This is a genomic window from Suipraeoptans intestinalis (assembly GCF_034091795.1).
Classification (GTDB): domain Bacteria; phylum Bacillota; class Clostridia; order Lachnospirales; family Lachnospiraceae; genus Suipraeoptans; species Suipraeoptans intestinalis.
The window spans coordinates 1-24,704 of the sequence record NZ_JAXFXH010000004.1 but is presented as its reverse complement, the minus strand read 5'-3'; the positions used below and the strand labels follow the sequence as shown (position 1 = coordinate 24,704).

Annotated in this window: 24 protein-coding genes, 1 tRNA gene, 1 pseudogene and 1 other annotated feature; of the genes and pseudogenes, 24 read left to right on the top strand and 2 right to left on the bottom strand. The window is 46.9% G+C overall.

Going from position 1 to position 24,704, the window contains the following annotated elements; translation table 11 throughout:
• The first annotated feature begins 73 nt into the window (after positions 1–73).
• From SOW26_RS01085 to SOW26_RS00975, 23 genes are all read left to right on the top strand, one after another.
• Positions 74–1,051, top strand: coding sequence for a diacylglycerol/lipid kinase family protein (locus SOW26_RS01085; protein WP_276959604.1), 978 nt, complete (start codon positions 74–76; stop codon positions 1,049–1,051).
• Positions 1,052–1,084: 33 nt separating this feature from the next.
• Positions 1,085–2,458, top strand: a complete 1,374-nt coding sequence (locus SOW26_RS01080; RefSeq protein WP_154477421.1) for a sodium-dependent transporter — start codon at positions 1,085–1,087, stop codon at positions 2,456–2,458.
• A 203-nt stretch (positions 2,459–2,661) separates the two neighbouring features.
• Positions 2,662–2,733 (top strand) — tRNA-Glu (locus SOW26_RS01075).
• A gap of 317 nt (positions 2,734–3,050) precedes the next feature.
• Positions 3,051–4,190, top strand: coding sequence for an LPXTG cell wall anchor domain-containing protein (locus tag SOW26_RS01070; protein ID WP_320651725.1), 1,140 nt, complete (start codon positions 3,051–3,053; stop codon positions 4,188–4,190).
• Positions 4,191–4,509: 319 nt separating this feature from the next.
• Entirely contained in the window at positions 4,510–5,727 is a 1,218-nt protein-coding gene (locus SOW26_RS01065) for an LPXTG cell wall anchor domain-containing protein (protein WP_320651724.1), read from the top strand.
• Positions 5,728–5,995: 268 nt separating this feature from the next.
• Complete coding sequence (locus SOW26_RS01060) at positions 5,996–7,201, top strand: NRAMP family divalent metal transporter (protein WP_154477449.1); 1,206 nt, start codon at positions 5,996–5,998, stop codon at positions 7,199–7,201.
• 72 nt (positions 7,202–7,273) lie between these two features.
• Complete coding sequence (gene pxpB, locus SOW26_RS01055) at positions 7,274–8,002, top strand: 5-oxoprolinase subunit PxpB (RefSeq protein ID WP_276958665.1); 729 nt, start codon at positions 7,274–7,276, stop codon at positions 8,000–8,002.
• A 1-nt stretch (position 8,003) separates the two neighbouring features.
• Positions 8,004–9,011 carry a 5-oxoprolinase subunit C family protein gene (locus tag SOW26_RS01050; protein WP_154477453.1) on the top strand — a complete coding sequence of 336 codons (1,008 nt, stop codon included), beginning with the start codon at positions 8,004–8,006 and terminating at the stop codon, positions 9,009–9,011.
• Between the two features lie 82 nt (positions 9,012–9,093).
• Positions 9,094–9,531, top strand: a complete 438-nt coding sequence (gene accB, locus SOW26_RS01045) for an acetyl-CoA carboxylase biotin carboxyl carrier protein (protein ID WP_154477455.1) — start codon at positions 9,094–9,096, stop codon at positions 9,529–9,531.
• Between the two features lie 46 nt (positions 9,532–9,577).
• On the top strand, positions 9,578–10,966 hold the full coding sequence (gene accC / locus SOW26_RS01040) for an acetyl-CoA carboxylase biotin carboxylase subunit (protein ID WP_276958666.1): 1,389 nt from the start codon (positions 9,578–9,580) through the stop codon (positions 10,964–10,966).
• A 4-nt stretch (positions 10,967–10,970) separates the two neighbouring features.
• Positions 10,971–11,744 carry a LamB/YcsF family protein gene (locus SOW26_RS01035; protein WP_276958667.1) on the top strand — a complete coding sequence of 258 codons (774 nt, stop codon included), beginning with the start codon at positions 10,971–10,973 and terminating at the stop codon, positions 11,742–11,744.
• 245 nt (positions 11,745–11,989) lie between these two features.
• Positions 11,990–12,139 (top strand): 50S ribosomal protein L33, encoded by a 150-nt coding sequence (rpmG, locus tag SOW26_RS01030; RefSeq protein ID WP_044987260.1) that lies wholly within the window; start codon positions 11,990–11,992, stop codon positions 12,137–12,139.
• A 24-nt stretch (positions 12,140–12,163) separates the two neighbouring features.
• The gene (secE, locus tag SOW26_RS01025; protein ID WP_154477459.1) at positions 12,164–12,355 is read left to right on the top strand and encodes a preprotein translocase subunit SecE; all 192 of its coding nucleotides are present in this window, start codon (positions 12,164–12,166) and stop codon (positions 12,353–12,355) included.
• Between the two features lie 31 nt (positions 12,356–12,386).
• Entirely contained in the window at positions 12,387–12,905 is a 519-nt protein-coding gene (nusG, locus tag SOW26_RS01020; protein WP_154477461.1) for a transcription termination/antitermination protein NusG, read from the top strand.
• A gap of 47 nt (positions 12,906–12,952) precedes the next feature.
• A complete protein-coding gene (gene rplK, locus SOW26_RS01015) occupies positions 12,953–13,378 on the top strand; it encodes a 50S ribosomal protein L11 (protein WP_154477463.1) in 426 nt (141 codons plus the stop codon).
• A gap of 49 nt (positions 13,379–13,427) precedes the next feature.
• Complete coding sequence (gene rplA / locus SOW26_RS01010; RefSeq protein WP_154477465.1) at positions 13,428–14,120, top strand: 50S ribosomal protein L1; 693 nt, start codon at positions 13,428–13,430, stop codon at positions 14,118–14,120.
• Between the two features lie 36 nt (positions 14,121–14,156).
• Positions 14,157–14,293 (top strand) — a sequence feature (ribosomal protein L10 leader region).
• 95 nt (positions 14,294–14,388) lie between these two features.
• A complete protein-coding gene (gene rplJ, locus SOW26_RS01005; RefSeq protein WP_276958668.1) occupies positions 14,389–14,979 on the top strand; it encodes a 50S ribosomal protein L10 in 591 nt (196 codons plus the stop codon).
• 43 nt (positions 14,980–15,022) lie between these two features.
• The gene (rplL, locus tag SOW26_RS01000) at positions 15,023–15,400 is read left to right on the top strand and encodes a 50S ribosomal protein L7/L12 (RefSeq protein WP_154477467.1); all 378 of its coding nucleotides are present in this window, start codon (positions 15,023–15,025) and stop codon (positions 15,398–15,400) included.
• Between the two features lie 443 nt (positions 15,401–15,843).
• Complete coding sequence (gene greA, locus SOW26_RS00995; protein WP_154477469.1) at positions 15,844–16,326, top strand: transcription elongation factor GreA; 483 nt, start codon at positions 15,844–15,846, stop codon at positions 16,324–16,326.
• 79 nt (positions 16,327–16,405) lie between these two features.
• Positions 16,406–18,343, top strand: a complete 1,938-nt coding sequence (gene lysS, locus SOW26_RS00990; RefSeq protein ID WP_320651723.1) for a lysine--tRNA ligase — start codon at positions 16,406–16,408, stop codon at positions 18,341–18,343.
• Between the two features lie 276 nt (positions 18,344–18,619).
• Positions 18,620–18,790 (top strand): hypothetical protein, encoded by a 171-nt coding sequence (locus tag SOW26_RS00985; RefSeq protein WP_154477473.1) that lies wholly within the window; start codon positions 18,620–18,622, stop codon positions 18,788–18,790.
• A 136-nt stretch (positions 18,791–18,926) separates the two neighbouring features.
• Complete coding sequence (locus SOW26_RS00980) at positions 18,927–20,315, top strand: zinc-ribbon domain-containing protein (protein ID WP_154477475.1); 1,389 nt, start codon at positions 18,927–18,929, stop codon at positions 20,313–20,315.
• Entirely contained in the window at positions 20,312–20,485 is a 174-nt protein-coding gene (locus SOW26_RS00975; protein WP_023920558.1) for a hypothetical protein, read from the top strand. Before SOW26_RS00980 ends, SOW26_RS00975 begins: the two co-directional genes overlap by 4 nt.
• Before the next feature lie 564 nt (positions 20,486–21,049).
• On the opposite strand, the gene SOW26_RS00970 is transcribed toward SOW26_RS00975, so the two are convergent.
• Positions 21,050–21,451 carry an HIT family protein gene (locus SOW26_RS00970; RefSeq protein ID WP_117910468.1) on the bottom strand — a complete coding sequence of 134 codons (402 nt, stop codon included), beginning with the start codon at positions 21,449–21,451 and terminating at the stop codon, positions 21,050–21,052.
• A gap of 136 nt (positions 21,452–21,587) precedes the next feature.
• On the bottom strand, positions 21,588–22,820 hold the full coding sequence (gene ltrA / locus SOW26_RS00965) for a group II intron reverse transcriptase/maturase (RefSeq protein WP_320651722.1): 1,233 nt from the start codon (positions 22,818–22,820) through the stop codon (positions 21,588–21,590).
• Positions 22,821–23,939: 1,119 nt separating this feature from the next.
• On the opposite strand from ltrA, the pseudogene SOW26_RS00960 reads away from it, so the two are divergent.
• Positions 23,940–24,566, top strand: a pseudogene (locus SOW26_RS00960) (ParA family protein); the annotation flags it as partial.
• Positions 24,567–24,704: the final 138 nt, after the last annotated feature.

Genomic DNA, 24,704 nt, shown 5'->3' with positions numbered 1-24,704 from the left:
GAATAGGAAACATACAAGAAAGCGGGGCATGGTATATGCCCTGTTTGTTTTCAGGAAAAGAGGTGAATGAGGCTTGAAGCGTCTGCTCTTTATATATAATCCACAGGCAGGAAAAGGGATTTTAAAGGCAAAGCTGGCGGATGTAGTGGATATTTTTGTCAAGGAAGGATACGAAGTGGTTGCATATCCCACACAGTCCTATCAGGATGCTTATCATAAGATGCTAAGCTGCAACTGGGAGGAGTTTGACCGGATCGTCTGCGGAGGCGGAGACGGAACGATCGATGAGGTGGTAACCGGAATGGTCAGCAGGGGCATCAGCATTCCGCTGGGATATATTCCTACCGGAACCACCAATGATTTTGCTTCCAGCCTTCATATTCCCAGAGATATTCTGCAGGCAGCCAGCAATGCGGTAACGGGAGAACCGTTCCCCTGCGACATCGGAAGATTTAATGACGACGTATTTGTATATATAGCGGCGTTTGGCTTATTTACAGACGTTTCTTACGAGACAAAGCAGGAAGTCAAAAATGTTCTGGGACATCTGGCGTATGTGCTGGAAGGAACGAAAAGGCTGTTTAACATCCCCTCTTATCGGATGAAGGTGACCTGTAACGGAAAAGTAATGGAGGATGAGTTTGCCTTCGGGATGGTGACCAATTCCCGGTCGGTCGGCGGATTTCGCAATATGGTGGGAAAACAGGTGGTGTTTGATGACGGACTGTTTGAAGTGACGTTGATCAAGACTCCTAAAAACCCCATTGCCCTGCAGGAGATCGTGGCAGCGCTGATCTCAGAGCAGGTGAACGCCAAGCATATGTTTTCCCTTAAGGCAGAGAGGATCACCTTTGAATCGCTGGAAGAGATCCCCTGGACGCTGGACGGAGAGTTCGGAGGAAATCATGATCGGGTCCAGATAGAAAACATGAAACAAAAACTGCCCATTGTCGTGCCGAAAAAGCATGTGAAGGATTTGATGGAAAAGCCCTCCGGGAACCTGGAAAAGGAGGGCGCCCAGGAAGCGATGAAAGAAGGCAGTCTGATATAGAAAACACGCAGTATAGAAAGGAAAGAGAGAACGATGGGAAAGAGAGAAAGTTTTTCGTCCCGGCTGGGGTTTATCCTGATTTCAGCCGGCTGTGCGATCGGACTGGGAAATGTGTGGAGGTTCCCTTACATTACAGGAAAATACGGAGGAGGAGCCTTTGTTCTGATCTACCTGTTTTTCCTGCTGGTGCTGGGACTTCCTATTGTGGTCATGGAGTTTGCCGTAGGAAGAGCGAGTCAGAGAAGTTCTGCCACCTCCTTTAATGTGCTGGAACCGAAGGGGAGTAAGTGGCATATCTTCCGGTATTTTACCATGGCGGGAAACTACCTTCTGATGATGTTTTACACGACGATCGCAGGCTGGATGCTGGCGTACTTTTTCAAGATGGTAAAAGGAGAATTTGCGAAGGCAGACACCAAGCAGATCGAAGGGATCTTCGGCAGTCTGGTTTCCAACCGAAATGAAATGCTGTTTTGGATGGTGGCGATTTTCGTCATTGCTTTTGTCATCTGCTCCCTGGGGCTGCAAAAAGGAGTAGAAGGAATTACCAAGGTTATGATGACCAGCCTGTTTGTGATCATGATCTTTCTGGTAATAAAGTCCGTGACGCTTCCGGGAGCTCTGGAGGGAGTAAAATTCTACCTGCTACCGGATCTTCAAAGGCTGAAAGAGGCGGGAATCAAAGAGGGGATTTTTGCGGCGCTAGGACAGGCGTTTTTCACACTGAGCGTAGGACAGGGAGGTCTGGCGATCTTCGGAAGCTACCTGGGAAAAGACAGAAGCCTGGCGGGAGAAGCAGTCAGTATCACGGCTCTGGATACGTTTGTGGCGGTTATGGCAGGCCTGATCATTTTTCCGGCATGCTTTGCCTTTGGAGTCAATCCGGGAGGCGGGCCGGGACTGGTGTTCATTACGCTGCCCAATATCTTTCGGGATATGGCAGGGGGACGCATCTGGGGATCCCTGTTCTTCCTGTTCATGACATTTGCAGCTTTGTCCACCGTTATTGCGGTGGTGCAGAACATTATCCAGTATGGAAGAGATCTGTGGGACTGGTCCTTGCGGAAGTCTCTTTTGATTAACGGAGTGGCGTTGGTCCTGCTGAGTATCCCTACCGTGCTGGGACTGACAGACTGGGCGGGATTTACCGTTCTTGGAAAAAATATTATGGATCTGGAGGATTTCATCGTGAGCAACAATGTGCTCCCGTTGGGCTCCCTGGTATACCTGATGTTCTGCGTCAGCAGATACGGATGGGGCTGGGACAACTTTATCGCAGAGGCCAATGCAGGGAAGGGACTGAAATTCCCGACGGCGAAGGCGGTAAGATTTTACCTGACCTTTATCCTTCCATTGATCGTGCTGGTGATCTTTGTTCAGGGATATATGAGTATGATGGGAAAATAGGCAGGGCTTGTCAGATCCGATACGGAAGACGGACCTGCCGGACAGAAAAGACAACCTGCTGCGGGAGGAAGAGCCAAAGAAGGCTTCCTCCCGCGGTTTTTTCGGACAAGGGAAACTCTTGAGAAGCCACTTGAGAAATCTTATGTAAAAAAATCTTGCATATTGTATTATGATTTGTTATACTATCTAGGCATGAATGATTTGGCTCCATGGTCAAGCGGTCAAGACGCTAGCCTCTCACGCTGGAATCAGGGGTTCGATTCCCCTTGGAGTCACTAAGAAATAGTCGCGGAGTTGATCTGCGATTATTTTTTTGTGCGCAGGAAATGGTGCCCTATGCAATGATATGCTATCAGATTTTTCCTCTTAGGAGGGGAAGAGGCAATGTCCGTGCTGGCAGACAACACTGCTGAGGGGGACTAAAGAGGCGGTTTTTAAGAAAAATTTCACAAAAATCTATAAAACAGTGGAAATCCCCCTCTTGACAGGGTATAATGACGAAAACAGTCGGAGTTTGTCTGTTTGTGAATGCAAGTTGAAGCCGAATGAAAACAATCGGATACAACAATATAGGAAAGAAAGGGAGAGGATTATGAGAAACAAGAAATTAGCAAAGAAATTGTTCGCGGCAGTTTTGACGTTTGCCTTGGTTGGTGGAGTAGTGACTCCGCTTGTGAATGTGCGTGCGGAAGAAGGAACCCCCGCAGCAGGGACGGAGGCGACAGCGCCGGCAGCAGAAAATGCAGCTGCGACAGAGAACGATGCTGCGACAGGAGCAGAGGCGGCACCGGCAGCAGAAAACGATGCGGCTGCCCCGGTAGCAGAAAACAATGCGGTTGCCCCGGTAGCAGCAAATGGACAGAATGCAACAGAACTTCCGGGAGACCTTTTGGTAGGCGAAGACACGGAGCACGACAAGGTATATGAGACGACGAAGGATGCGGAAGTAGCTTTTACAGGAGCGCTGTATGTTTCCAAGGTGAAAGAGCAGATGAAAAGCATAGAGCAGCAGATCGGAGTTCCGGCAGCAGCTTTCCCGATGATCCAGTTGTCTGATGTGAAGACAGAGTTTGTTGCAACCCTCCTTCTTCCGGAGGAAATGGAGTTTGTAAATCCTAAGGGAACGCTGGTAGAAGGCGGCGCGTTTGAGGCAACGGATGTGATCGTAGATGCGGGCAAGAAGGCTGTGACTGTTAAAATGCAGCTGAAGGATGCTGCAACGATCAACACCTACCAAAAACTGCGGGATGCGATCATGGGAACACCGGATGTGCTGAAGGTAGTTGTGACCGGAGCAAAGTTTACGGCAGATGCAAAACCGGACACCAACTACACAGTAGTGGGTAGGGTGGATGGAACGATGAGTGCGAAAGCTACCCTCTATGGGAATCAAATGCCGTTTGACTTTGAATGGGAGGCAGTACAGCATACGGATGGAAAAGATGTGGTAGCGTCCGACGACAAGACGATTCAGTTTACGCTGAAGTATGTGGAGAAAGCGCCGGAACCACAGCCGGAGCCACAGCCGGAGCCAAGTGTAACACCGACTCCGCAGGAGGATAAGAAGCCGGCAGCAGAGACAAAGAAGACCACCAAAAAAGTTGTGAAGGAGAAGAAAGCAATGGCTCCGAAGACGGGAGATCATGCAAATCTTCCACTGTATGGCGGACTGGCTGTTGTATCCATTCTGGCAGTTGGCGGCGTGGTAGCGGCAAAGAAAAAAAGAGGATAATCCGCTGAGATCCGGGGATCCGGGTTTGTAGCAGGAAGAAAAAGGCAGGCAGAAACGCTTGCCTTTTTTATAGTGCCGCAAAAGCAACCCGCCGCAGGAGAGTTTTTTGGGAGTTATTTTATTGTAGAGAGTGATGATGGAAGGGGAGGCAGAGACGATTTTTTCTTATAATCTTTACGAAATTTATAAAAAAGTAGAAGTTTGCCGCCTTTACAGGATATAATAATGGCAACAGGCAGGTTTTGCCTGTTGTCTGTTTTTGGTTGAAGCCGGATCAAAAGAGCCGGATGCAACAATATAAAAAGAAAAGGAGAGGTTTATGAAAAACAGAAAATTGACAGGGAAGCTGTTGGCGGCAGTGCTGGCAGCTGCATTGGTGGGCGGAGTGGGGACTCCGTGTGCGAATGTACGGGCAGAAGAGGGGACGCCGGCAACAGAAGTGGAAGCGGCGGCGCCCACGGCAGAAAACAGTCCTGCAGCAGCAGAGACAGAAGCGGCAGAAGGGGAAGTGCCGACAGCGGAGGAAGCACCGGCAGAAATACCGGCGCCGATGGCGTTTCGTGCTCCACTTGAAACAGAACTTCCGGGGGATCTTCTGGTGGGAGATGACACAGAGCACGATAAGGTATACGAGACGACCAGAGAGAAGGGTCCGGCCTTTACGGGAGCGCTGTATATTTCCAAAGTAAAGGACCAGATGAAGGAGATAGAGGCAGAGATGGAGCAGCCGAAAGAGGCGTTCTCGAAAATGCAGCTGTCTCATCTGGAAGCAGAGTTTATTGCAACCCCCCTTCTTCCGGAGGAAATGGAGTTTGTAGATCCACAGGCAGATCTGGTAGAAGGCGGAGGATTTGAGAAGTCGGGAGATCTGATTGTAGATGCCGCCAAAAAAACGGTGATGGTCAGGATGGCGCTGAAAAACATGGCCGGAATCACTAACTACCAGCAGTTGCGGGATGCAGTCATGGGAACGCCGGATATTTTGAAGGTGGTTGTGACTGGGGCAAGATTTACGGCGGCTGCAAAACCGGATACCAATTATACGGTAGTAGGAACCGTAGAAGGAAGGATGATGGCGACCGCTACTCTGGATCAGAGTGCCAGCGCCTTCCGTTTTGCGTGGAAAGCAGTACAAAATCCGGAAGGGAAAGATGTGGCAGCGTCCGATGACAAGAAAATCCAGTTTACTTTAAAGTATGTGGAAAAGGCACCGGAACCAAAGCCGGAGCCACAGCCGGAACCGAAACCGGAACCAAAGCCGGAACCGAAACCGGAGCCACAGCCGGAGCCCAAACCGGAATCGAAGCCGGAAGTGCAGCCGGGAGCAAAGCCGGAGCCGCAGGTGACACCGGCTCCTCAGGGAGACAAGAAACCGGCAGCAGAGGCGAAGAAGACCGCCTCTAAGATGGGACAAGAGAAAAAGGCGATGACGCCGAAAACGGGCGATCGTACAAACCTTCCGCTGTACGGAGGACTGGCTGTTGTATCCCTTCTGGCAGTTGGCGGCGTGGTAGCGGCAAAGAAAAAAAGAGGATAATCCGCTGAGATCTGGGGGCGAAAACAGAAGCCGGAACATAGGTGGAATGACCGAAAGCACAAAGAAGAAACACCCGGAACCCGCAGAGAAGGGTCAGAGTATCAGAACCCATGGGATTTGGATTTATGGCAGGAAGAAAAAGGCAGGCAGCGATGCCTGCCTTTTTGCTTGGAAAGCACAGGAGATTGCAAGGAAAGAAGGTGTGATTGCCATGCACGGTAATTTATGCTATACTGTGTCCAATTAAAGGAATGAAGGGAGAACAGGAATGGGAGAGAAGAAAAAAGGAGGAGGGGCTCTTTTAGGAGCAGCCTTTCTTATGGCAACCTCGGCGATCGGGCCGGGATTTTTAACACAGACGGCAACATTTACCGGGCAGTATCTGGCAAGCTTTGGATTTGTGATTCTGGTTTCTGTGGTTCTGTCGGCCATCGCACAGATGAACATTTGGAGAGTTCTTTGTATTACGGGACTTCGGGGGCAGGACGTGGCCAACAAGCTGCTGCCGGGACTGGGATATTTTGTTTCTTTTATGATCGTGCTGGGCGGACTGGTCTTTAACATTGGAAATGTGGGAGGAGGAGCACTGGGACTGAACACCGTGCTGGGAATCCCGCTGAAGCTGGGCTATGTGATTGCCGGATTGCTGGCAATTCTGGTATTTTTACTGAAAAATGCTAAGGCAGCCATGGATATGATCACGAAGATACTGGCGGCTGTGATGATCCTGCTGATCGTGATCGTGATCTTCATTGTACAGCCTCCGGTAGGAGACGCTCTGAAGAACACGGTGGTGCCGGAAGCAGGAGTGACGACGTTGTTTCCTGCCATCCTGACATTGATGGGAGGAACGGTAGGCGGCTATATTACCTTTGCCGGAGCACACCGTCTGATCGATGCCGGGATCACAGGAGAAGACAAGCTGAAAGAGATTAACAAGAGTTCTGTAATGGGGATTTCCATTGCCACCATTGTCAGGATCGGTCTGTTTTTGGCAGTGCTAGGAGTTGTGGTAAAAGGAGTCGCTCTGGATGCAGCCAATCCGGCGGCAGATGCGTTTAAGCAGGGGGCTGGACAACTGGGCTTCCGGTTTGCGGGACTGGTGCTCCTTTGTGCGGCAGTGACCTCTATTATCGGAGCAGCGTATACCTCGGTATCTTTTTTGAAGACCTTTCATCCCAGCATCGAAAAGCATGAAAATGCAGTGATCATTGGATTTATTGTAGTATCTACCTGTGTCATGTTCCTGGTAGGAAGCCCGGTAGTGCTTCTGGTTCTGGCAGGAGCCTTTAACGGCCTGATCCTTCCGGTGACACTCGGGATCTGCCTGATCGCAGCACACAGACAGTCGATCATGGGAGCGCACAGCTATAAACATCCGGTGGTACTGACACTTTTGGGCGTTGTAGTGGTAGGGCTGTCTGCCTACATGGGAGTGACAACATTTGCAACGAAGCTGACAGAGCTGTTTTAAGCAGAAAAGATATGGGCAAAGGAGGTGCAATGGATCATTGCATCTTATTTGCTTTCTATAAGGAGAGAGGCTATGGAAGAAGTAAAGATTTTAACGGCGGGAGACAGTTCGATCCTGGTACAGATGAAACAGGAGATCCGTCCGGAGATCAACCGCAGACTGTCTGCGCTGGTACGTTTGATCAAAGAACAGAAGGTGGAGGGCGTGATCGATACGATCCCTGCGTTTTGTTCACTGTTGATCAATTACGATCCCAGAGTGGTATCCTATGAAGAAATAACCTGCAGGATCCGGGGGATGCTGAAGGTGGATGTGGATCCGGGCGAGGCGGGCAGGAGAGTATTTGAGATCCCGGTCTGCTACGGAGGGGAATACGGACCGGATCTTGCAGCCATTGCAGACCATGCAGGACTGACAGAGGAGCAGGTGATTAAGATCCACTCCTCTACAGACTATCTGATCTATATGCTGGGATTCCTGCCCGGCTTCACCTATCTGGGCGGGCTGGATGAGAGGATACATACCCCCAGGCTGGCCAACCCCAGGATCCGCATTCCGGCAGGCAGCGTGGGCATCGGAGGCTCCCAGACCGGGATCTATCCCATGGATTCTCCCGGAGGTTGGCAGCTGATGGGAATGACGCCCATTAAGACCTACGATCCGGGACGGAAACAGCCGATTCTGGTAGAGGCGGGAGATTATATCCGCTTTGTTCCGGTGGAAGAATCCGATTATCTTCGGATCAAACGGCTGGTGGAGCAGGGAGATTATCAGTGCAATATTCGGAAGGGGGTAGAGTAAGATGGGAATCCGTGTGTTAAAGGCGGGGATGCTGACCACCGTTCAGGATCTGGGGCGAACCGGCTATCAAAGCCAGGGCTTCAGCGTGGCAGGCGTGATGGACAAGCGATCCTTCAAAATAGCCAACCTTCTTCTGGATAACCCGGAGAATGAAGCGGTGCTGGAGTTTACGCTGATCGGACCTACACTGCAGTTTACCTCCGAAACCATCATCGCCATTACGGGAGGGGATTTCCAGCCTACGATCAATGGAAAGCCGGCGCCCATGTACACGGCGATCTATATGTATCGTGGCGATACCCTGAGATTTGGAAGTGCGAGAACGGGCAGCAGAGGGTACATTGCCTTTTCCAGCTACCTGGATATTCCGGTGGTGATGGGAAGCAGGTGTACGAACCTGAAAAGCGGGATCGGAGGCTTTAAGGGAAGGAAGCTTCAGGATGAGGACTATATCGGGTTTCGCATCAAGAGAAGATATCTGCCGTTTTTTCTTTCCAGAACGCTGGAGCTGGATGAATTTGATCAGCAGGAGGAAGAGATCCGCGTGATCATGGGACCCCAGGAGGGACAGTTCAGCAAGCAGGGCGTGAAAACGTTTTTGTCGGAGGCTTATACGGTGACCAACGAATTTGACCGGATGGGATGCCGGCTGGAAGGGCCGTTTATTGCACCCAAAGATTCTTCCGATATCATTTCCGACGGGATTGCGTTTGGTTCCATTCAGGTGCCTTCTCACGGAAAACCCATCATTTTGCTGGCAGACCGGCAGACTACGGGAGGATACGCCAAGATCGCTACGGTGGCCTCGGTGGATATTCCCAAGGTGGTACAGAGAAAAACAGACCATAAGCTGACGTTCAAGGCGATTTCTGTGGAAGAGGCCCAGAAGCTGTATCTGGAAGAAGAAAAAGGACTGACAGAAATGCGCAATCAGATCCACCGGCCCTGCAAGGAGGTATTGGAGTGCAGACTGGTGGCGAAGCGGGTAGCAAAGCTGCTGAACGGTTAAGGAGGAGACTGAAAGATCCTTCCCGAAGGAAAAAGGACAAGGCTGGCCGGAAAACCCGGGACAGGAAAGAATGGAGGAACGTATGAATATAGAACAGATCGAAAAACTGGTAAAGCTGATCGAAGACTCTGCTTTGACAGAATTTAGCTATAAAGATGAAGAAATCAAGGTGACTATGAGCAAACTGGATCATCCGCCGGTAATCTCCCAGGGAATGCACCCGGCAGTCATGCCGGAAAACAGACCGCAGGCGGTAGAAAGTACTTCTGAGGAGGAAGAGGCGCTGTTTATCACATCCCCTATCGTGGGAACCTTTTACTCGGCGGCGGCTCCGGATGTACCGGCTTTTGTGCGGGTGGGAGATCGGGTAAAAAACGGGCAGACCGTCTGCATTCTGGAGGCCATGAAGCTGATGAATGAGATCCAAAGTGAATTTGACTGCGAGATTGAAGCGGTGCTGGTAAGCAACGAGCAGAAAGTGGAGTATGGGCAGCCTCTTTTTAGGGTAAAAAAGATATAGGACGACAGGGTTTACTGCAAAGAGAAATCTAAAAGGAGGAAGTACGGTGTTTAATAAAATATTGATCGCAAACCGGGGGGAGATCGCGGTGCGGATCGCAAGAGCCTGCCGGAACATGGGGATCAGAAGTGTGGCAGTTTATTCCAAGGAAGATGAAAAAAGCCTGCATCTGCAGATTGCAGATCAAAGGGTCTGCATCGGAGAAGGACCGTCCAGAGAAAGCTATCTGAATATGGACCGTATCATCATGGCGGCAAAAAATGTGGGAGCAGATGCGGTGCATCCGGGCTTTGGGTTTTTGTCGGAAAACAGTGAATTTGTAAGGCGATGCCAGGAAAATGGCTTGACATTTATCGGGCCGTCCCCGGAAGTGATCGACAAAATGGGGAATAAATCGCAGGCGCGTATCACGATGATGGAAGCCGGGGTTCCGGTGGTTCCCGGTACCAAAGAGCCGGTTTATCAGGCGGAACGCGGAAAAGAGCTGGCAGATGAGATCGGATATCCGGTTATGATCAAGGCCTCCTCCGGCGGAGGCGGCAAGGGAATGCGGGTGGCAGAATCAGAAGATGAGTTTGAATTCCAATTTAACATGGCGCAAAGAGAATCTGCCAATGCCTTCGGAGATGATACCATGTATATTGAGCGGTTTATCCAGAATCCGAGGCATGTGGAGATCCAGATCATGGCGGATACCCACGGAACGGTAGCGGCTCTGGGGGAGAGGGACTGTTCGGTGCAGAGAAATCATCAGAAGCTGATCGAAGAATCTCCGTCGCCCGCCGTATCTTTGGAAACAAGAAAAGAGATGGAGCGATATGCGGTGATGGCAGCCAAGGCAGTGGGCTATACCAATGCAGGTACGATCGAGTATATTGTGGACAGACAAGGCCGGTTTTATTTTATGGAAATGAACACCCGCATCCAGGTGGAACACGGAGTGACAGAGATGGTAACGGGAGTGGATCTTATTATGGAGCAGATCCGGGTGGCTATGGGAGAACCTCTTAGCTTTTCCCCGGAGGAGGTGCAGATCCGGGGGCATGCCATAGAGTGCCGGATCAATGCGGAGATCCCCGAAAAAAACTTCATGCCAAGCCCCGGGCTGGTGGAAAAGATCCATTTGCCGGCAGGGTGCGGCGTTCGGGTAGATACGGCTCTGTATGGGGGGTATCGGATCCCGTCGGAGTACGATTCCATGATCGCCAAAGTTATGGTGCACGCGTCCAGCCGCCAGGAGGCGTTGATGAAAATGCGGGCGGCGCTGGACGAGATGGTGATCCTGGGAGTGGAAACCAATCTGGATTTCCAATACCAGCTGATCAAGCATCCGACCTTTGCAGAAGGAGAGGCGGACACAGGCTTTATTGAAGCTTTGATGGGCGGTAAGTCCCAGGCAGGACGGATGGAAGATCCGGGAGTAGACAGGAGGTAGAACGATGTATCAGATTGATCTCAACTGTGATCTGGGGGAAAGCTTTGGGTGTTACCGGCTGGGGCAGGACGCACAGGTGATTCCCTGGATCACGTCAGCCAATGTGGCCTGCGGATATCATGCGTCCGATCCGGTGGTAATGGAGCGGACGGTTGCAATGGCGAAGGAGGCAGGGATCCAGGTGGGAGCGCATCCGGGATTTCCGGACCTGATGGGATTTGGAAGAAGGAATATGCAGGTATCCTATGAGGAGGCAAAAGCGTATACCCTGTATCAGGTGGGAGCACTGGATGGATTTTGCCGAGCGAAGGGGATGACGCTGCAGCACGTCAAGCCTCACGGAGCTTTGTATAACATGGCGGCAAAGGATGCAGGACTGGCAGAGGCCATCTGCCGGGCGGTACAGGAATATGACAACGACCTGATCCTTATGGCGTTGTCCGGAAGCGAGATGATAAAGGCGGCAGAATCCATGGGGCTCTCCGCCGCCAGCGAGGTGTTTGCAGACCGGGCCTACGAGGAGGACGGGACATTGGTAAACCGCCGAAAGGACGGCGCCATGATCACGGATGAGGAGGAAGCCATCTTCCGGGTGATCCGTATGGTGAAGGAGAAAAAAGTACAAGCCATTACAGGAAAGGATATCCCCATCCGGGCAGATTCCGTCTGCGTGCACGGGGACGGGGAGAAGGCGCTGGCATTTGTGAGACGAATCCGGGAGGCTCTGGAGAAGGAAGGGATCCGGATCTGTTCTTTGACAGAAATGAAAAAGAACTAGACGGGCGAAAGGAACCGGCCGAAGGGGGGCAGGGAGGCAAAATACTGTCCCGCCCCTTTCGGGAGAAAAACAGGAGAGAAAGCAAGGAGAAAAAACAGAACAGGTGGGACTTGCATATTTGCTGTAGATGTGGTAAGCTATTGTAGCGAATGGAAGTAGGTCTTTTTTTTATGCCTAAAAATCAGGTAGCCTCGCAAGCTACCGGGAAACAAGAGAACAAAGAAGTGTAAAGCGAGGTGGAAGTTGTGCGTACAAGAATCACATTGGAGTGTACAGAATGCAAGCAGCGTAACTACAACATGACGAAGGATAAGAAAACACATCCGGAGCGCATGGAGACCAAGAAGTACTGTAAATTCTGCAAGTCACATACGATGCACAAAGAGACGAAATAGTCACCGTAAAGGAGTGTGGAAGTCATGAGTGAAAAGACTCAGAAGAAAAGCTGGTTCAAAGGAGTCCAAAAGGAGTTTAAGAAAATCATTTGGACGGACAAGCAGACACTTGCGAAGCAGACGGTAGCGGTTATTTCTGTCACCGTAGTATTAGGGGCGATCATTGCGGTCATTGACTTTGCCGCCCGCTACGGGGTGGATTTATTGGTGAAATAGGCTGATAAATTACAACAGGAAAGGTGAGTTTATGGCAGAAGCAAAATGGTACGTGGTTCATACCTATTCCGGGTATGAAAACAAAGTAAAAGCCAACATTGACAAGACGGTGGAAAACAGACATCTGGAAGAACAGATCCTGGAGGTTCAGGTTCCCATGCATGACGTGGTGGAAATGAAGAACGGAGTCCAGAAGGCGACCCAGAAAAAGATGTTTCCGGGATATGTACTGATCCGTATGATCATGAATGATGATACCTGGTATGTGATCCGTAACACCAGGGGTGTGACAGGCTTTGTAGGTCCGGGATCCAAACCGGTCCCGCTGACAGACGAGGAGATGGCGACCCTGGGAATCCGAAAGGAAAACATTGTAGTAGACTTCAAGGAAGGCGACACGGTACAGGTGATCGGTGGAGCCTGGGAGGATACGGTGGGCGTGATCCAGTCACTGAATCTGCAGAAGCAGAGCGCCAAGATCAATGTTGAGCTGTTTGGCCGCGAAACTCCAGTTGAAATCAGTTTCGCAGAAATCAAGAAAATGCAGTAAAGGTGGGAGGGACAAGGTCCCGACATTACCACAAGGAGGTAAGGAAAATGGCAAAAAAAGTACAAGGTTATATCAAATTACAGATTCCGGCAGGAAAAGCAACACCGGCACCACCGGTTGGTCCGGCTCTTGGTCAGCACGGTGTAAACATCGTTGAATTTACAAAGCAGTTCAACGCAAAAACAGCAGATCAGGGAGATCTGATCATTCCTGTAGTGATTACCGTTTATGCAGACAGAAGCTTCAGCTTCATTACCAAGACACCGCCGGCTCCGGTTCTGATCAAAAAGGCTTGCAACATCAAGTCAGGCTCCGGCGTTCCCAACAAGACCAAGGTTGCGACCATCACAAAGGCGCAGCTGAAGGAGATCGCAGAGCTGAAAATGCCGGACTTAAACGCAGCAACCGTTGAGTCAGCAATGAGCATGATCGCAGGAACTTGCCGCAGTATGGGTGTAAAGGTAGAAGAATAAGAAGTGAGTGGGAGGGTTATCCCGACATTACCACAAGGAGGTTATTTAGATGAAAAGAGGAAAGAAATATGTAGAGGCCGCTAAAGCAGTAGACAGAGGAAATCTCTATGACGCGGCAGAGGCTATCGCATTGGTAAAAAAGACTGCAGTAGCAAAATTTGACGAAACCATCGAAGCACACATCAGAACCGGCTGTGACGGACGTCATGCAGACCAGCAGATCCGTGGAGCAGTCGTGCTCCCACATGGAACCGGAAAGAAGGTTCGTATCCTTGTATTTGCAAAGGATGCAAAGGCAGAAGAAGCAAAGGCGGCAGGCGCGGACTACGTAGGAGGGGATGAGCTGATCCCGAAGATCCAGAACGAGAACTGGTTTGAGTTTGACGTAGTAGTAGCAACTCCAGATATGATGGGTGTAGTAGGACGTCTGGGACGTGTGCTGGGACCAAAGGGACTTATGCCAAACCCGAAGGCCGGTACGGTTACCATGGACGTTACCAAGGCCGTTCAAGATATCAAAGCAGGTAAGATCGAGTACAGGCTTGACAAGACAAACATTATCCATGTGCCGGTAGGGAAGGCTTCCTTTACCGAAGAACAACTTGCGGACAACTTCCAAACGCTAATCGATGCAGTAGTTAAGGCAAGACCGTCAGCAGTAAAAGGACAGTTCCTTAGAAGCGTAACGTTGACTTCTACAATGGGACCGGGCGTGAAGCTGAATCCTTTGAAGCTGGTATAGTCTTATTTATTGACATCAGAAATATATCATGCTATAATCGCAAAGTGATGACTGCCAAAGACAGCAGGTGCGAAAGCGTAAGTAGACCAACGCCTGCCGAGGAGTAAGAATTCTTTATCAGAAGAGTTGGATTCCTCTGTGTCTTTTTGGCACAGAGGATTTTTATTTTATCGCATATCCGAAGGAGCGGCATTGCCAGCCTCCCAAGGATTTCCGGGAATATTTCCTTTCAGCAGTCAGACAAATACTATAAGGAGGTGTACCATTCGTGGCAAAAGTTGAATTAAAACAACCGATCGTTCAGGCAATCGCAGACGATGTGAAAGATGCAGCCAGCGTTGTGCTTGTAGACTACCGTGGACTTACGGTGGCACAGGATACAGACCTGCGTAAACAGCTGAGAGAAGCTGGTATCGTATATAAGGTTTGCAAAAACACAATGATGAAGAGAGCTTTTGAAGGAACGGAGTATGCAGCGTTGGAAGAGCATTTGGAAGGACCGAGCGCCATTGCGATTTCCAAAGATGATGCAACGGCTCCGGCGAGAATTCTCTGCAAATTTGCAAAGAATGCCAAGGCTCTTGAGCTGAAGGCAGGTGTGGTTGAAGGTGCAGTGTACGATGCACAGGCATTGGCGGAAGTGGCAAAAGTTCCTTCCAGAGAAGAGCTTCTTTCCAAATTGCTTGGAAGCCTGCAGTCACCGATCACCAATCTTGCTCGCGTCCTGAACCAGATTGCAGAGCAGGGTGGAGCAGCTAATTGCGAAGCTCCGGCAGAAGCAGCCGCAGAGGCAGAAGAAGTGGCAGCGGAAGCAGTAGAAGAAGCTCCTGCACAGGAAGCAGAAGCGACAGAAGAGTAAGAGATTGAGATTTATCAATTAAAATAAGATGGAGGAAAAGAAAATGGCAAAATTGACAGTAGCTGAATTTATTGATGCAATCAAAGAATTATCAGTATTGGAACTGAATGAGCTTGTAAAGGCTTGCGAAGAAGAATTTGGTGTTTCTGCAGCAGCAGGTGTTGTAGTAGCAGCGGCAGCAGGAGAAGGTGCAGCAGCAGAGGAAGAGAAGGATGAGTTCACAGTAGAGCTTGTATCTGCAGGGGCTTCCAAGGTTAAGGTAATCAAGGTTGTTCGTGAGATCACAGGTCTGGGACTGAAAGAAGCAAAAGAGCTGGTTGACGGAGCACCGAAGGCAGTAAAAGAGGGCGTTTCCAAGGCTGAGGCTGAAGAGATCAAGACAAAACTGGAGGCAGAAGGAGCAGAGGTAGCTTTGAAATAAGCAGACTTTGCACAGTTGCACGAAGAAGATACGGCACCGTTTCGGGATTTCCCGGGGCGGTGTTTTCGTTTCGTGAGAGGCAGCGCTTTGGAGCTATAGGACAAAACATATTTTGCGGAGTTATGGGATCAGATTAGTTATGATGCACAGAGGCATTGTAATCCTACAGACAAGACCAGAATCGGGCCAGCAGGATTAGTCAGATCAGTCAAGAACAGTCAGATTAGTTCAGATCAGTCAAGAACAGTCAAGAACAGTCAGATTGAAACAAAAAGATTGACACCGAAAAGCTTTTTTTGTATAATGTTGAAATTGTGAAAGTGTTTTTTTATGAAATGCAAGCTGACTTGACAGAAGCTTCTGTTTCATCTGTAAGCAAAACTGTGGAAAAGATTGCAGAACTGTCACAAAAAGCAAGAGGAAGAGAAAGGAAGCGGATTGATATGGAGGCAAAGAAGAGACTTCTCACTTATGCAGGGCTGAAAGCATTGGAAGATGAGCTGGAGCATTTGAAAGTGGTAAAGCGCAAGGAAGTTGCGGGAAAGATCAAAGAGGCCAGAGAGCAGGGAGACCTGTCGGAAAATGCGGAATATGACGCTGCAAAAGACGAGCAGAGGGACATAGAGGCACGTATCGAAGAGCTGGAAAATATTTTAAAGAATGCAGAAGTCGTAGTGGAAGATGAAGTAGACTACGACAAGATCAACGTGGGATGCACCGTCAGAGTGTTCGATAAGACCTTTGACGAGGAGATGGTATTCAAGATCGTTGGTTCTACGGAGGCAAACAGTCTGGAAGGAAAAATTTCCAATGAATCCCTGGTGGGACAGGCGCTGATCGGAAAAAGTGTGGGAGATCTGGTAGAGGTAGAAACACAGGCAGGATTAATTACATACGACGTACTGGATATTAGCCGTTCTTTGTAAGAGACGGAAGTACCTATAGATGAAAGATTAGCTCCCTTTTTTCAGGGGGCTGATTTTGCCAAAAGGAAGGAGAAGAAAGATGTCTGAGCAACAAAAAAAAGCACAGGAACCGGATTTAAATCAGTTGAGAAAAGTCCGCAGAGAGAAGCTGGCCGAGCTGCAGGGAGCGGGAAAAGACCCGTTTCAGATCACCAATTATGAGGTGACGGCTCATGCAGAAGAGATCAAAGCAGACTATGAGAATCTGGAGGGGCAGAAAGTCTCTGTGGCAGGACGTGTAATGCAGAAACGTGTGATGGGGAAAGCCTCTTTTTGTAACATTTTGGACCAGAGTGGAAACATCCAGTCCTATGTGGCAAGAGACAGCATCGGAGAGGAAGCCTACAAAGACTTTAAGAAACTGGACATTGGAGATATTGTAGGGATAGAAGGAGAAGTGTTTACGACTAAAACGGGTGAGATCTCTATCCATGCGACCAGTGTGAAGCTTTTGAGCAAGAGTCTTCAGATCCTTCCGGAGAAATTCCACGGTCTGACCAATACGGACATCCGTTACAGACAGAGGTATGTGGATCTGATCATGAACGCAGAAGCAAGGGATACGTTTGTGAAGCGATCCAGAATCCTCAGCGCCATTCGCCGTTATCTGGACGGAGAAGGATTTTTGGAGGTGGAAACACCAATGCTGGTAAGTAATGCAGGCGGAGCGGCAGCCCGTCCTTTTGAGACGCATTTTAATGCGTTGGGAGAGGATTTCAAGCTTCGTATTTCCTTGGAGCTTTACCTGAAACGTCTGATCGTGGGAGGATTGGAGAGAGTCTATGAGATCGGGCGGGTGTTCCGGAATGAAGGGCTGGATACCAGACACAATCCGGAGTTTACCCTGATGGAGCTGTACCAGGCGTATACCGACTACCATGGGATGATGGATCTGACGGAAAACCTGTTCCGCCATGTGGCGCAGGAAGTGCTGGGTACGACGACTATCGTCTATAATGGAGTGGAAATGGATCTGGGGAAACCTTTTGAACGGATCACCATGGTAGAGGCAGTAAAGAAATATGCCGGGGTGGACTGGACCCAGGTAAAAGATACAGAAGACGCAAAGCGTCTGGCAGATGAACACCATGTAGAGTACGAAGACAGACATAAAAAGGGAGACATCCTCAGCCTGTTCTTTGAAGAATTTGCAGAGGAGCACCTGATCCAGCCAACCTTTGTAATGGATCATCCTATCGAGATCTCTCCGCTGACCAAGAAAAAGCCGGAGGATCCGGAATACGTAGAGCGGTTTGAGTTCTTCATGAACGGCTGGGAGATGGCAAATGCGTATTCGGAGCTGAACGATCCCATCGACCAGAGAGAACGCTTCCTGGCGCAGGAAGAATTGCTGGCACAGGGAGACGAGGAGGCCAACACCACGGACGAGGATTTCCTGAACGCTCTGGAGATCGGCATGCCCCCCACAGGAGGGATCGGATATGGAATCGATCGGATGTGTATGCTGTTTACCGATTCGGCTGCAATACGGGATGTGCTGCTGTTCCCCACAATGAAGTCCCTCGGTGATGTAAATAAGAAAAATGATGTAAAAAATCAGGCTGCCGAAGAAATGAAAGCAGAGCCGGAAAAAATTGATTTCTCTAATGTAAAGATTGAGCCTTTATTTGAGGAAGAAGTTGATTTTGATACATTCAGCAAGTCAGATTTCAGAGCTGTAAAGGTTAAAGAGTGTGTTGCAGTACCGAAGTCAAAGAAACTCCTTCAGTTCACTCTTGATGATGGAACAGGTACAGATCGTACGATTTTAAGCGGTATTCACGCTTATTACGAGCCGGAAGAACTGGTTGGTAAAACACTGATCGCCATCACAAACCTTCCACCAAGAAAGATGATGGGAATTGAGTCTTGCGGTATGTTATTATCAGCAGTAAATAATCTGAAAGACTCAGAAGATGAAGAACTGCATCTGATCATGGTTGATAACCACATTCCAGCAGGTGCAAAGCTCTATTAAGATGATGTATGGATGTACCGTTTCACTAAAATGACGGGATGTACTTCATTTGGTCAAAACCATATAAAACAGTGATTTACATCAAACTTACATCATTTGATGCAGAAATTTGTGTAGAGCAAGAAAAATCGCATATTTTTAATAATAAATGGGTAGTTCCGATTGGAATTGCCCATTTTTTACATCATATACCGATATTTGCACAGAAGATGGATAACCGTTAAGATGTTTCTGTCGATACGATATTGTATGAGCTTAAAATCGGAGGAACAAGAAATGTATATGCGACTGACACCGAGAGAAAAAGAGATGGCGGACATGTTTGAACAAATGAGCAAAGAAGAACAGGAAATTATGATTGAGCTTGCCAAAAGAATGAGGACGGAGGAACCTGAAAAATTATTAAAAGAAATAAAGCAGCGATTGAATATAGATGATGGTGTGTAATTGATAGCTGTATTGCCCTTTGAGAGAGGAAAATCCTTTTTCAAAGGTTTTTTCTATTTTCAAAGGGGGTTCGCAAACTACAACATCAAGCAAAAACTTTCTATACTTTAAGCACAGAGGAAGTGGAGGTTTTGATATGAATAACAGTTTATCAGTAGTGCATCCGGAATTGATAGTTGAGTGGTCTAAGAAGAATCTGCCACTGACACCAGATGGTATTACATTCGGCTCTAACAAAGTCGTCTGGTGGAAAGGCAGCTGTGGGCATGAATGGCAGACCAGTGTTAAGGCAAGGTCAAAGGGCGAGAAATGCCCGATCTGCTCCGGTGCGAGAGCAGTCGCAGGAATTAACGATCTAAGTACATTGAAGCCGGGATTGGCTTCTGAGTGGTCCAAGAAGAATGAAATCAAACCGACAGAGGTAACCGTAGGTTCTCATAAGAAAGTCATCTGGAAGTGCCGACTGGGGCATGAATGGACAGCATCGGTTAAGAGCAGGAGTATCAATGGTTCTGGTTGTCCATACTGTTCCCATAATAAGGTGCTTGTTGGATTTAATGACCTTGCGACAGTGGTTCCAAAAGTTGCGGATGAATGGTCAGAGAAAAATGAGAAGAAGCCAACGGAAGTTACTGCATTTGCTAATCGTAAAGCATGGTGGAAGTGCAGGGATTGCGATTATGAATGGAATACACTTATTTCTACACGCTCAGGCGGAAGCAAGTGCCCTTGTTGCAGTGGCTATACCTTTATAAAAGGCAGGAATGATTTGAAAACAACACATCCGGAGATTGCTGAAGAATGGTCAGAAAAGAATTATCCGTTACAGCCTGATGAGGTCAATGCAAAGTCGAGAAAAAATGTGTGGTGGCATTGTAAGAAATGTGGCAATGAATGGAAGTCAGTCATCAATGCCCGAATAAAAGGAACTGTTTGTCCGGTATGTGCCGAAAGAGAAGTGCTTGCAGGATACAATGATCTGGCGACAACGGATAAAAATCTACTCAGTGACTGGGATTATGAACAGAACAGAATACAGCCGACAGAAGTATCACGAACTTCTGCTAAACGAGCATGGTGGAAATGCAGACACGGACATTCATGGAGTATGAAGATCAATGAACGGACAATTCTCGGAAAAGGTTGCAGGATATGTGAGCAGGAGTATTTATCAGTGTTTCCGGCTTTTGCCCTCAGTTATTATTCACATATGAAAGGATTGAAAATCGAACTCGGCTCAGACAGAGTTTTAGGGATACCGCTTGATACTTATATTCCATCTGAACAGGTGGCGATTGAAGTGAACAGCGGTTCAGAAGATATGGAAATCTTAAAAGAACATCTCTGTCAGCAAAGAGGAATTAAACGGATCAAGTTGCCTATGAAAACCAATGAAACAGAAATCGCTTATGCTCAGCGTATCAAAGCAGCCTTTCAAAGCGTACATATATTTATTACTTCCGATACGGAAGAAGATGTCGGGACTATCAGAAACGTATTTGAGAACTGGAGGAACAGCCAATGAGAGAAAAGAAATATCATATTTACTTAACAGCCGAAGAACAGAGCAGAGTTATTCAGTCACTTATCCGGCTGAAAAATGAGCTTCTCGAACAAGGCAGATATACTGACGCAGTGGATGATGTTCTCTGCAAGGTATTGGCAGCCAAGAAGAAGCATAATTTATTCATCTAATCAAATTGCCCAGAATATAAGAGGACCGCCTACACCGAAGTGCAAGCGGTCTTTTTAATGGGAATATTATCCATACAAACTGGAAGTTTCTTAAATAATATAATTAACTATTCCATAAATCAAATGGCATACCATAAATATTGAAATAGGTATAACAGCAATCATATTCTTTCTTTCAATAGCGAAAAACAGAAATACCAAGCATGGAAAAATAGTCAAACCCAATATAACAATGCCATTCGTCACACCTACATAATAAAATATCCAACATAAAAAATACAGTAGACAACAAATAATTGTGGCCATAATAAATCGTGTGATACTTATTTTTTTACGGTCTTGATTAATGAATATACATAACGACATTACCATTAACACCTGACATATAGATGCTATTACATCTACTGTTTTTGTAATTGACTCTCCCCTTAAAATATCATTCGGTGCTGGAACTGCGAACCAAATAAAATTGGGAATCATAATAATAATAAAAGTAATCAATCCCCATATATCAAAACCTATTTTGTATTTTTTTATCATCTCAACATCTCCACAGATTCAAATTTAGCTCATTCTTATCTTTTCATAAATTTCTTCTGTTTCGCAATTTGCCCCGTCAAATTTAGGCCACGCATCCACATTATCGTTTCTTCTTCTTGGAATAATATGAATATGAAAATGCGGAACAGATTGACCAGCACTTTCATCACTTGCATTCAGTAAATTCACACCTTCGTACCCACATTTATCAACACAATAGTTGGCTACTTTCTTCACTGTGGACATCAAATGGCTAAGCGTATCTACATCACAATCGAGAATATTTTTAATATGCTTTTTAGGTATTGCAACCATATGGCCGTCAACATCTTTTGCAATATCCATAAAAACCATTGTATATTCATCTTCATATACTTTCAAACTCGGAATTTCTCCGTTTAATATCTTACAAAATATACAATCCATTTACGACTTACCTCCATGAAATTCAAAGTTTCTGTTCCTTACAGTCGAGTAGACTTACACCTCACAATGTAAGCCCCTCACAGAACCGTACGTGCGGCTTTCCCGCATACGGCTCTTCATAATAATATTTACAGTCTCAAAACAAGCTGACATAAATCTTTGGCATTGCCAATGGATAATATTTCAGCATTTCAATGAATCCTTCTCTTGTATAACTCTTTCTGTCACTTCGTCTATTCAGCACCTTAAACAGAAGTTCTCTCACTTGTTGTTTGTAGTTTGAAATCATTCTGCCATTAAAACTTATGCCATAGTACCTATAATGACCTATTAGTTTCAGACTTAGCATACCCATTAGTTTCTTTAGCGGTTGGTCTCTATTCGCATATAACCATACCTTGATGTCTCGAATTTTCTGTCTGAATTTCTTAGAGCTTGTCTTTGGCATTATATATGGCATGCCTTTGCGTGAACGCCCACAATAGAATGTGAATCCCAGAAAATCAAATGTTTGTAATCTGATACACTCACCGCTCTTTTGCTTTGCCCTTGCAATATAAGCACCGCTTTGTAAGAGACGACTTTTACTATCTTCTAATTGCAAACCGAACTTTTCCATTCGTTCTTTAAGAAGCTTGTAGTAATTCTCTGCTTCCCATTTATATTGAAATCCTGCAACAAAATCATCTGCATATACAATTAGAAAGTTATCTCCCTTGCATTCTTTGGTAATAATAAACTTATACCATAGTGTCAATACATTGTGCATATATATGTTTGCTAGGATTGGACTTATGATATTGCCTTGGGCTGAACCTTCTTCATTCACCATAAGTTCACCATTATCCAGCACTCCCACTTTAAGGTACTTCTTAACCAGACCGATTATGTTAGGGTCTTTGATATAGAGATGGAGAAACTTGATAATCCATTCATGTTTCATGTGGTCGAAGAAGCCTTTGATGTCAGCGTCCACAATATAACATATTTTCGTGTTGTTTAATCTCTTATACAGTTCTTTTATTGCGTTATGACATCCTCGATTTGGTCTGAATCCGTACATGCAGTTCAGAAATCTCGGTTCATAGATGGCTTCCAATATCTTCTTTAATGCTAATTGGACTATTTTGTCCTCATAGCACGCAATTCCTAATGGTCGAAGTTTTCCATTGCTTTTAGGGATATATACCCTAATTGATGGCTGTGGTTTGTATGATTTTCTTTTCAGTCTTTCTACCAAGTCATCTATGTTTTGCTCCAGATTTCCCTCGTACTCTTTCTTAGTAATCTCATCAACGCCGACTGCTTTGTTTCCGTCTAATTCTTTGTGACATTGCAAAAGCATTTCTTTATTGATTAGATGATACAACGATGTGAACTCTGGTCTCGGCGAATTTGCCGATATTTCTGCTATTCTTTCTAATTTCTAATTTCGTTTCCATCAATACCTCCGTCCCTGAGTACGGTTGATGTGTCCTCAGAAAGACCATTATTATGTAGCTCCCTTTCCTCCGTTGGCATTACCCAACTTCTTCAGTACTATGAAGCTATCCGACTGCCTACTGTTCTTTTGACATTCTCCTGTTTTGCAGTTGTTTGCCATACTTGCAATGGCAAGAAACAATAGGCTCTCCCCAGTTGACTGAATAATCACAATGTAAAACATAAAGTGCTCTTTGACCCCGCAGAAGCAAACCATTTCTCACCAATGCGAATTGATTTGTATTGCTTTCCGTCGAAATTAGAACGTCAGCCTTCTAAATGTCAAAATTTCGAGGCTCAATCACACTCTCTATTTTCTCGCTGTCTACGCTTAGCAACTATCATTACTGACAGTCACCCAAGACTCGCTACTGGCGGTTGGTTAGACCTTACCAGACAGGCATTCCACCTGCTAGACTACTCGCCCTTATCTGGGCGCACAATCCCGATTTGTTTCTATCTTTATTTCTTAATTATACACGGGATTTGAAGCTTTTTCTACTTATCTATTGTTCTAAAATCTCTCTCAAAAAAATAATTAAAAAAATTTATAAAAAATAGGGTGTCAAAAGCCTGAGCAATTCCAAATAAGTGAAGGGAGTAATTCCAATCAACAAAAATGGAATGCCTTCCTTTGAAATTTAAAACTGAATATACAGGTCACTAAGACGTTAATTCTGATGATAGCCACCTTATCGGGTACGCCATAACTTTTGTGGATGCAGAACAGCGAGAACTCCCGGTATGAGTGTCAGGTTGCTCCTGACATGGCGATGACAGTCAGAAAGATAATGATACTTCTCTAAGGAGCTGGCGGAGTACCCGGCAGAGGTTAGAATCCTATGATACAGATCAGCAGTCTGTTCCTTAGTGGCTTCCCATGAGCGATACGCTCGGCAAGGGGTGTTGAGAACAAATGTTGCCACGACCGTTTAGAAAATGAAACGGTCAGGTACATAGTCATTCTACAATGGCTATGAATATTCAGGAAAGGAGGACGCAAGAAGTGTCAAACTGCAAAACGATTGCCATCTGCAATCAGAAAGGCGGAGTAGGAAAGACCACCACTTCGGTCAATCTCGGAATCGGTCTTGCAATGCAGGGAAAGAAAGTATTACTTGTTGATGCAGATCCACAGGGAGATTTAACCGCTTGTCTGGGGTGGCAGGATACGGACAGTCTGGGTATCACGCTTGCAACGAAATTAACAGATGTGATGAATGAAACGATGAATGACCCGATGGTTGGAATCCTGCACCATGATGAAGGAGTTGATCTTATTCCAGCAAACCTTGAGCTTTCAGCAATGGAGTATAACCTGATGAATGCCATGAGCAGAGAAACCACGATGAAAAATTACTTGAATCAGATTAAAGACAGATATGATTTTGTCGTGATCGACTGTATGCCATCGCTTAGTATGGTAACACTCAATGCTCTTTCGGCGGCAGACAGTGTGATTATTCCGGTTCAGGCTCAATATCTGCCAGCAAAAGGAATGACGCAGCTCGTGCAGACGATTTCAAGGGTAAAGAAGTATATCAATCCGGATATTAAGATTGATGGAATACTTCTGACTCTCGTAGACAGTCGGACTAATCTTGCTAAAAGTACGGTGGAAGCTCTGAGGGAATGCTCATGTACGGTAAGGAAGCAAGCAACCGAAAACAAGAGATAGACCGCCAGCACTACACTATTCCGAACCAAAGACCAAAAGATAAGCATTGTGGGAAAATCTAAACTTTTGGATTTTCCTACAATGCCAACTACG

Bases quoted from the DNA above. Each gene is read 5' to 3' on its own strand.
- SOW26_RS01080 (WP_154477421.1), top strand. From the start codon at position 1,085: ATGGGAAAGAGAGAAAGTTTTTCGTCCCGGCTGGGGTTTATCCTGATT.
- SOW26_RS01070 (WP_320651725.1), top strand. From the start codon at position 3,051: ATGAGAAACAAGAAATTAGCAAAGAAATTGTTCGCGGCAGTTTTGACG.
- SOW26_RS01065 (WP_320651724.1), top strand. From the start codon at position 4,510: ATGAAAAACAGAAAATTGACAGGGAAGCTGTTGGCGGCAGTGCTGGCA.
- SOW26_RS01060 (WP_154477449.1), top strand. From the start codon at position 5,996: ATGGGAGAGAAGAAAAAAGGAGGAGGGGCTCTTTTAGGAGCAGCCTTT.
- pxpB (WP_276958665.1), top strand. From the start codon at position 7,274: ATGGAAGAAGTAAAGATTTTAACGGCGGGAGACAGTTCGATCCTGGTA.
- SOW26_RS01050 (WP_154477453.1), top strand. From the start codon at position 8,004: ATGGGAATCCGTGTGTTAAAGGCGGGGATGCTGACCACCGTTCAGGAT.
- accB (WP_154477455.1), top strand. From the start codon at position 9,094: ATGAATATAGAACAGATCGAAAAACTGGTAAAGCTGATCGAAGACTCT.
- SOW26_RS01035 (WP_276958667.1), top strand. From the start codon at position 10,971: ATGTATCAGATTGATCTCAACTGTGATCTGGGGGAAAGCTTTGGGTGT.
- secE (WP_154477459.1), top strand. From the start codon at position 12,164: ATGAGTGAAAAGACTCAGAAGAAAAGCTGGTTCAAAGGAGTCCAAAAG.
- nusG (WP_154477461.1), top strand. From the start codon at position 12,387: ATGGCAGAAGCAAAATGGTACGTGGTTCATACCTATTCCGGGTATGAA.
- rplK (WP_154477463.1), top strand. From the start codon at position 12,953: ATGGCAAAAAAAGTACAAGGTTATATCAAATTACAGATTCCGGCAGGA.
- rplA (WP_154477465.1), top strand. From the start codon at position 13,428: ATGAAAAGAGGAAAGAAATATGTAGAGGCCGCTAAAGCAGTAGACAGA.
- rplL (WP_154477467.1), top strand. From the start codon at position 15,023: ATGGCAAAATTGACAGTAGCTGAATTTATTGATGCAATCAAAGAATTA.
- greA (WP_154477469.1), top strand. From the start codon at position 15,844: ATGGAGGCAAAGAAGAGACTTCTCACTTATGCAGGGCTGAAAGCATTG.
- lysS (WP_320651723.1), top strand. From the start codon at position 16,406: ATGTCTGAGCAACAAAAAAAAGCACAGGAACCGGATTTAAATCAGTTG.
- SOW26_RS00985 (WP_154477473.1), top strand. From the start codon at position 18,620: ATGTATATGCGACTGACACCGAGAGAAAAAGAGATGGCGGACATGTTT.
- SOW26_RS00980 (WP_154477475.1), top strand. From the start codon at position 18,927: ATGAATAACAGTTTATCAGTAGTGCATCCGGAATTGATAGTTGAGTGG.
- SOW26_RS00975 (WP_023920558.1), top strand. From the start codon at position 20,312: ATGAGAGAAAAGAAATATCATATTTACTTAACAGCCGAAGAACAGAGC.
- SOW26_RS00970 (WP_117910468.1), bottom strand. From the start codon at position 21,451: ATGGATTGTATATTTTGTAAGATATTAAACGGAGAAATTCCGAGTTTG.